The organism is Limnohabitans sp. 2KL-17 (genome assembly GCF_003063415.1).
Lineage (GTDB): Bacteria > Pseudomonadota > Gammaproteobacteria > Burkholderiales > Burkholderiaceae_C > Limnohabitans_A.
Genome location: NZ_NESK01000054.1, coordinates 1 through 5,805 on the forward strand (window position 1 = coordinate 1; position 5,805 = coordinate 5,805).

General features: G+C 55.6%; 5 protein-coding genes. 1 reads left to right on the forward strand and 4 read right to left on the reverse strand.

From position 1 onward, the window contains the following. Window positions 1–66 precede the first annotated feature (66 nt). The 4 genes from B9Z45_RS16370 to B9Z45_RS16385 form a co-directional block, all read right to left on the reverse strand. Entirely contained in the window at window positions 67–792 is a 726-nt protein-coding gene (locus tag B9Z45_RS16370) for a recombinase family protein (protein WP_108408265.1), read from the reverse strand. Between the two features lie 695 nt (window positions 793–1,487). Beyond that, window positions 1,488–2,507: a hypothetical protein gene (locus B9Z45_RS16975; protein ID WP_146180954.1), complete on the reverse strand. Its 1,020-nt coding sequence runs from the start codon at window positions 2,505–2,507 to the stop codon at window positions 1,488–1,490. Window positions 2,508–2,598: 91 nt separating this feature from the next. Continuing rightward, window positions 2,599–2,973, reverse strand: a complete 375-nt coding sequence (locus B9Z45_RS16380) for a hypothetical protein (RefSeq protein ID WP_108408267.1) — start codon at window positions 2,971–2,973, stop codon at window positions 2,599–2,601. 299 nt (window positions 2,974–3,272) lie between these two features. After that, window positions 3,273–4,406 (reverse strand): integrase family protein, encoded by a 1,134-nt coding sequence (locus B9Z45_RS16385; RefSeq protein WP_108408268.1) that lies wholly within the window; start codon window positions 4,404–4,406, stop codon window positions 3,273–3,275. 164 nt (window positions 4,407–4,570) lie between these two features. Here B9Z45_RS16385 and ychF point away from each other — a divergent pair, with 164 nt between their 5' ends. Then, window positions 4,571–5,662 carry a redox-regulated ATPase YchF gene (ychF, locus tag B9Z45_RS16390; protein ID WP_108408269.1) on the forward strand — a complete coding sequence of 364 codons (1,092 nt, stop codon included), beginning with the start codon at window positions 4,571–4,573 and terminating at the stop codon, window positions 5,660–5,662. The last annotated feature ends 143 nt before the right edge of the window (window positions 5,663–5,805 follow it).

The window sequence follows — 5,805 nt, forward strand, 5'->3', positions numbered from 1 at the left end:
GGAGGGCCAGAACATGCGTCCTGCCAACAGGTGCCGACGGTGTCGGCTTTGAACCCCTGTCCCCGATCAATTCAGGTGGGGGATTTTGAAGTGGCCATAAGTGGGGGAATTTGGGTGGCCATCAGGGCAAGCGGAAATAAGTCGTTGCACTTGCCCCAATGACCACGGTCCACCCATGGGTGCCTTGATACCCAGGGCGTTCAGCCGGTCAACCATGGCTCGCCTGGTCAAACCCTGCGCCTTCATGCCCTCAAGTACGGGGTGCAGCCGCTCACGGAATTCCAAAGCCTTCTGCTGGCGCTGGTCGTTGCAGGTCTTCAGGTTAGCTGGGCCGGTAGCACCCAACACCACACCACGAGCCTTCGCGGCAGCTAGCGCGTCTCGGGTGCGTTCGCTGATACGTCGGGCTTCATGCTCGGCAAATGCCGCCATGATGTGGATCGTAAGTTGGTTCGCTTCGGGAAGGTCACACGCAACGAAGCTGACCTTGCTTTCCATCAGTCCTGATACAAAGTGAACGTTCCGTGCCAGTCGATCTAGTTTCGCAATCAGCAAGGTGGCCCCAGACTTCTTGCACATCTCAAGCGCCAATCGAAGCTGTGGGCGCTTGGACAGTGGGTCTGCACCTTTGCCAGTCTCGACTTCCAAAAACTCGCCTACGGTAGTTCTATAGGCTCCTGTGAGGTACTGGGCGACTGTTTGCCGCTGAGCATCAAGCCCGAGACCTGATGCGCCCTGACGTTGGGTTGAAACTCGATAGTAGGTGACGAACCTGTCGGGGGTGGTTTTCATAGTCTTCCTTGGTCTTGTCCAAACGGGCGGACGCGCGTCCGGTGTGTGCACAGACTGTAGGAAATGGCCTTCATCCCGCCAAGGGTGGTGTTGTATCGGCGAGGATTTGATGCAAAAACCCGCAGGGCGTTGGTTTTGGGTGTAAGTGCCTTGAAACCCATGCAGCATGCGGGTTGTAGCAAAAATAGTCATCGCGCGGACTATAAGGAAAGCATAGTCAAACTGTAAGAAAAAACCTGATTTTGAAACCTTACATAAAGCCTGACGACGACGGTCAATCAATCCCGAGTGAAGGAGAAGTGGAGGTCCTAGAAGAGGGTGGAAGTTTCGGGTGTATTGCGTTCATCATTCCGGTATCGATGTGACGAATCCGTATACAAGAACACCGAAGCAGAGCGGAACCGGAGGGCGGTACGCCCTCGTGTTCCGCCTGTATTCGTCAGGACATCCATTCCGAGGTACTGGCACATTCAAAGGAATGTAAAAACCTCTTGGCGCGTCAGCGCCCCTTCAGTTCTTATCTTTCCTTTTTCGACTTTTCATTACTTCTATTCTTTAGTGTCGGAAATGACCTTCCGTTTCGTTGGAGCCGCACCAAATAAGGCTTGGTGAGGATCAACTACCCGTGAGGTGCCCAGGAGCTACCCCTGGAAGTCCCCAAGGCATCCCCTGAAAGTACCCGACCCGTCGTACCCTCAACATCTTGACAAAATCCCTCCCAGTGCTGCAATGCCGCCTGTCGGAAGCCAGCTGTCCAGTCTTTTCAGACTCTGCGACACCGTCTTCGCGTCTTGCGGTGGGGTGCCTGAGATGAAGCCTGCCAAACGAGCAACTTGCGCACCCGATGCCGTCTCGCCAAGGTAATACTTGGCTTGTGCACGGGCCAGCAGTCGGTCAATGTTGCCCAAGTTAAGCTGCCGCTCTCGCCAGCGAGCCAGAGCGGTTCGAATTACGGCCTGAGGCGACGGAATGCTGCGATTGTCTGGCTCTCGCGTCGGTTTCAAAAATGACTCCATATGTTTTTTCGTGCTGTCGGTCCTCAAGGAGAACATTTGGGATTGCTGATATGGCGTCAAGCCCAGCACCTCTTCGGTTCGGTGGTTGTTGCCCCACACCTGCTGAGCGAATTGTTCTGCCAGATCAAAGTCAAAAGGCTTGGCATGGTCAAACAAGGGAATCCACTTATCCCGTGTCGTGTCTACGTTGACGAATTCTTTATGGGCATGAAGCCAGTGTGACTCGATCACGAGCCGGTCCCGTTGAATTGCATGCTCATGTTCGGCGCACTTGCCCCTTGGTCTTTGCGGCAGCTTCGGCCAAGGGCGAAAGCAAGGTGCCCACAAACCAAGCGTGTTGATATGGAGATGTAGGGCGCACCATTCCTTTCTCACGCTGTCGTAGGCGCTGTGGCTTGTGATGCGGGCTGCCAATTCATGCAGCCTTCGTGCGAGTTTCGAATGGTCGGTGGTTACCTGCACCTGTGCCGGCGTTGGGAAACTGTAGCCAGAACGTGCGGCTGAAGGCGTCGTTGCGAACAAGGACGTGTGACGCGCTGCTTTCGGCATAGTGAAGGTCTCTGGACCAGCCGAATAAGCAGGTCCCGATGCCGTTGAGCTTGTTGGCTGGACCATGTCAACAAGGTCGCCCAGCAATGCATTCAATTCCTGATCGGTTGCCACTTTCTGGGATTCTCGCTCCCACGCTTCGTCAGTCAAGTGTGTCGCAACTCCCGGTGGACGGTACATCATCTTCCAACCTCCGCGAGTTCGTTCAGGACAACAGCGACAGCGTTGTAGTAGGCCAAGTTCATTCTTTACCTCCGATCAGAAGGTGAAGACCATCCTCGAGACAGTTTTTTACGCACAAGAAGGGCGTCTTCTTGCGTCCATGTGTACCGTACAACAGCGAGAAACTGATAAAACGTGCATCCGTGTCCATGATTCTTGCGTCAGCGAGGAACTCATACAAAGCGTCACTGTTGAGTCGTTGGTAAATACGCCCAACGATCGGATGAACCTCCATAACGACCACTGGGCCCTCTTGCATGCGCCGATGGTGCTGTTTCAGCAGTTCCAACAGGTCATTCTGTCGTTCGGTTCGAATGCGACGAATGGCGCGCTCAGCTGGAGATTGCTTCGAGCTGGTCTTGCCCGCGTGAATCAAGGGTGTGTGTTTTGCCATGTAAAACTCCTGTCAAGGTAAGTGGCGGTGCAGCCGACGGTGGCTGATTTAGGTCCGACAGGAAGTGGCGAAATGACAGGGGTTGATGCGAGTGGCGAAACATGGCTGGTTCCTTTGGTTGAGTTGGTAATCAAAGGATAGACAAAGTTCAGAGGGGTTTTTCAACAATTTCTGAAATGCGGATGCCTTGTGTGCTTCAAAGCCTCACTTTTATTCGTCAGGCAGGGGAGACGACTGAGACCGCGAAGAACACATGCTGGAGATGTGGCGCTTCGATAGTTTGATTTAGCCGGCGCAGGTCAACGCTCCAACAGCGCGTCCATCTCCGTCTGGATTCGCTCAAGGCCAGCACGCACATCATCACCGGTCAAGCCGACATAGTGCCGGTTCAGCACGTCGGTCTTGGGGGCAGTGTGGTTAAGGATGCGCCTCAATACGGCATCTCCAAGCCCCAACTTCTGACCGACCGTGGCCACCATCTTGCGCAGGTCATGCAGCATGAATCGTGGCGCGCCATGGCGCATTGCCATCTCCCACATATGGTCTGCACTTACGCCCTTGAATAACAAGTCCTCGGGCTTCAGGTCCGAACAGTGGCGCTCTAGGATCGCTTTCATGCGCTCGGTGATGGGTAGGGTGTGCGGACGCCCAGTTTTCGTCTCTGGCACGCTTAGGACACCTTCCGTGAGGTCAATATCGATGCGTCTGAGGTCTCGGGCTTCATTCCTGCGCAAACCGGTGTACAGGACCAGATACAGGTAGTCGCGCTGCCGCTCTCCCAACTTGTCCACGGCTTCACGCCACTGGGGTAGCTCTGACTCCTGCAAGACCCGCGCTCGGGGCTGGGTTCGCTCGGGAAGTAGCCCCGCAGCACCCAAACGCACGAATGGCGACTGGATGTTCAGCCCGTAGACCGCGTTCACGTACTTTATGACCGCGCCAATGACACCTCGACCCAGTTCGACCAATGACTTCCCGGTATTTTGGGCAAAGTCATGACAGTGCTCAGCGAACGCGCCGTGACCCATGTGATCGACTGGCTGGTCCAGCCAAGGCCCGAAGTGGGTTCGATAAAACGACTCGTAGCGGCGCTGGCTTGATGGTTTGATCCCTTTGGCTTTGCAGTAGGCGATATAGGCTTCCCGAAGCGTTGGGAGGTCTTGAGGCACCTTCCGGCTCGGTTGCTCACCGTTTCGACATTGACGGAGCACGTCCATTGCTTTGCTACGGGCTTCCTCGACGCTCATGAGGGGCCAGTAGCCCAGCATCATGCGGAACTGCTTTCCACGAACGCTGGTCGCCACCAGAAAGGTGCGCTTGCGGGTGTTCAGACGAACCCCGAAGCCAGAAAGCACCCGATCACGCAGGATTCGACCATCGGTAGCGGTAGAGCGCTGAAGCACGGATTCGCTGATAAGTACAATCATGCCCATTCACCCCAGGACAAAACCAGGACAAAAATCGCGCGTTCGGCGCGGTTTTTGAAGGTATACCCTTCACTTTGGCTACCGCGCCTTTTGCGCGGGTCAGGCACTTCGACCACGCTGGTGTTGTGCTCGATCGTGCAGCTGGGGTCTTGATTTTTAAGGATATTTGTATGAGTTTGAAATGCGGCATCGTGGGCTTGCCCAACGTGGGTAAGTCCACCCTGTTCAACGCCTTGACCAAAGCCGGCATTGCCGCTGAGAACTACCCCTTTTGCACCATCGAGCCCAATGTGGGTGTGGTCGAAGTGCCAGATTCGCGTTTGAAACAGTTGGCAGACATCATCACGCCCGAACGCGTGGTGCCCGCGATCGTGGAGTTTGTCGACATCGCTGGTCTGGTGGCGGGTGCCAGTACAGGTGAAGGACTGGGCAACAAGTTTTTGGCCCACATCCGCGAAACCGACGCCACCATCAATGTAGTGCGCTGCTTTGAAGACGACAACGTGATCCACGTCGCGGGCAAGGTCGATCCGATTTCGGACATCGAGGTCATCCAGACAGAGCTGTGCCTGGCCGACTTGTCTGCTGTCGAAAAAGCCCTGCACCGGGTGACCAAGACCGCCCGCTCGGGTGACAAAGAGTCGATCAAGCTGGTGGCGATTCTGGAAAAGTGCCAGGCCGCGCTCAACGACACCAAGCCCGTGCGTACCATCGATTTCAGCAAGGAAGAATTGCCCTTGCTCAAGCAGTTTTTCCTCATCACCGCCAAGCCCGCCATGTTTGTGGCCAACGTGTCGGAAGACGGTTTTGAAAACAACCCGCTTTTGGACCGCCTGACGGCCTACGCGGCCGCTCAAAATGCCCCGGTGGTGGCCATTTGCGCCAAGCTCGAAGCCGAAATGAGCGAGATGAGCGACGAAGACCGCCAGATGTTCCTGGAAGAACTCGGGCAGGAAGAGCCCGGCCTGAACCGGCTGATTCGCTCGGCCTACAAGTTGCTGGGCTTGCAAACTTACTTCACCGCAGGCGTCAAAGAGGTGCGGGCCTGGACCATCCATGTGGGCGACACGGGCCCGCAAGCGGCTGGCGTGATTCACACCGACTTTGAAAAAGGCTATATCCGCGCCCAGACCATCGCGTTTGAAGACTTCATCGCCTTCAAAGGTGAGCAGGGCGCCAAAGACGCTGGCAAGATGCGGGCTGAAGGCAAGGAATACGTGGTGAAAGATGGCGACGTGATGAACTTCCTGTTCAGCTCTTGATCCGCACTGGCCTTAACAGGCTGCTGAAATACTCCCATGTTTAGGTCCACGCCGAGCCCCTGAGAAACGTTAATTGTTGAGCAACTACACGGACACATGATGCGCGGCGCTGACACCTTCACCGAGAGCCTTTTCACGATGCG

Excerpts from the sequence above, each read along its gene's own strand:
- B9Z45_RS16370 (WP_108408265.1), bottom strand. The coding sequence starts at position 792 with ATGAAAACCACCCCCGACAGGTTCGTCACCTACTATCGAGTTTCAACC.
- B9Z45_RS16380 (WP_108408267.1), bottom strand. The coding sequence starts at position 2,973 with ATGGCAAAACACACACCCTTGATTCACGCGGGCAAGACCAGCTCGAAG.
- B9Z45_RS16385 (WP_108408268.1), bottom strand. The coding sequence starts at position 4,406 with ATGGGCATGATTGTACTTATCAGCGAATCCGTGCTTCAGCGCTCTACC.
- ychF (WP_108408269.1), top strand. The coding sequence starts at position 4,571 with ATGAGTTTGAAATGCGGCATCGTGGGCTTGCCCAACGTGGGTAAGTCC.